Source organism: Frankia sp. CcWB2, from assembly GCF_977927585.1.
In genome coordinates this window covers 6,139-7,799 of record NZ_CDWRCM010000169.1, presented here as the reverse complement: position 1 = coordinate 7,799, position 1,661 = coordinate 6,139, and the positions used below count along the sequence as shown (strand labels likewise).

The 1,661-nt window shown below is 72.7% G+C and carries 2 protein-coding genes; both read right to left on the bottom strand.

The features are described from left to right. A partial coding sequence (locus ACY45C_RS16420) for a cytochrome c biogenesis CcdA family protein (RefSeq protein WP_462188453.1) occupies positions 1 to 706 on the bottom strand: 706 nt, incomplete at its 3' end. A 34-nt stretch (positions 707 to 740) separates the two neighbouring features. Continuing rightward, entirely contained in the window at positions 741 to 1,343 is a 603-nt protein-coding gene (locus ACY45C_RS16415) for a TlpA family protein disulfide reductase (protein ID WP_462188455.1), read from the bottom strand. Between the last annotated feature and the right edge of the window lie 318 nt (positions 1,344 to 1,661).

Genomic DNA, 1,661 nt, shown 5'->3' with positions numbered 1-1,661 from the left:
CCAGACCCAGGACGGCCGACAACGTCGGGCCGAGGCAAGGTGTCCAGCCGATCCCGAAGAGCACCCCCAGCACGGGCGCGCCGAGCAGGCCGGGCGCCGGCAACCGGTGGATGCGCCATTCCCTGTTCGCCCAGGACAGCCGGGAGAACACGCCGGCGAACGCGAGTCCCATCACGATAGTGACAACCCCGAGAACCTGGCTGACGCCAACCTGATGGCGGGTGAGCCACTGCCCGAGCCCGCCGAAGGCCGCGCCGTAGGACACGAAGACCGCGGTGAAGCCGAGCACGAACAGACCCGTGCCCGCGGCGACCCGCCCACCCGCGCGCAGCCGGTACAGCCGCGGCCCGGGCGACCCGGTCCCCTCGTCGTCCCGGGCGAGGTCACCAGAGATCGCCCCGCCACCGGAGACCGCCGCCCCGCCGGCCACCACAGCCCCGCCGGCCACCGCCATGCCCGGCACCGCCGACACCGCTACGGACACCTCCGGCACCGCCGGTGCCCGGCCCGGCGGCCCCCCCGGGGTGGCGGCAGCTCGCCTCGAACGATCCTGAAGCTCCGCCCCGGACAGGCCGGTGACGAAGCTGAGATAGCCCGGCACCAGCGGAAGGATGCAGGGGGAGAGAAAGGAGAGCAGTCCCGCGGCGGCGGCGACCGGCGCGGCGAGCAGGACCGGCCCGTCGGTGATGAGCCCGACCACGCTCACCGCGGGTTCTCCGCCCCGGGCGAACGGCGCCCGCTCACGCCTCGGCCCACAGACGGCTCAGCACGGGCTTCAGGTCGTCGGGCAGCACACCACCGGTGAACCGGGCCGCGATCCGCCCGTTCTGGTCAAGCACGAACGTCGACGGGAGGCCGGGAGCGACCGGCCAGCCCGCGGCGAGGGTGCCCAGCTTGTCGACGATGCTCGGGTAGGACTTGCCGTAGTCCCGCGCGAAGGCCTTCGCGCCGGAGACGGTGTCCTTCTCGTTGACACCGAGGAACGCCACCGTGGGGTTGTCCTTGGACAGCTGGACCAGGCCTGGCGTCTCCGCGCGGCAGGGAGCGCACCACGAGGCCCAGAAATTGATCACAACGATCTTCCCTCGGTAGGACGCGAGGTCGAGGGAGGTCCCGTCGAGGGTCTTACCGGACAGGGGGGGTGCGGGATGCCGGTTTCCGGGAGCGGCGAAGCCCTGCCCGGCCGCCTGCTGGACGAAGCCGTAGCCCCCGCCACCGGTGGCATCGACCGAGTTCGCCCCGGGGGAGCAGGCGGCCAGCAGCCCGGCCGCCACGAGCGCCACGGCGGCCGGGGCGACGCGTCCCGCCCGGCGGACACGGCGGGCCGACCGGGCCCGGCGCATCCGCCGCATCGGGGCAATGCCTGTCACCAGCGTGCCCGAACTGTCATCCGACGCGGACCGCCATCCCTTCTCCGCCACGCGAACCAGTATGTGCCCTGCCCCTTCCCACCCGGGAACCTGTCTACGACCAACTGTAGAACTCAACTCAGGGTAGGTGGCGGGGCCGCGAGACGCGCATGGGCTTCTCGACAAAGGACACCTGTGGGCTCCATGCCAGGCGGGCACCGTTCTGTCGCCGTGCAGGCACCGTTCCGCCGACGTCACCGGCCGCCGGCCACCGGCGGGACCGGGAGCGGACGGTAACCGCGGATCTGAAAA

Bases quoted from the DNA above. Each gene is read 5' to 3' on its own strand.
- ACY45C_RS16415 (WP_462188455.1), bottom strand. From the start codon at position 1,343: ATGCGCCGGGCCCGGTCGGCCCGCCGTGTCCGCCGGGCGGGACGCGTC.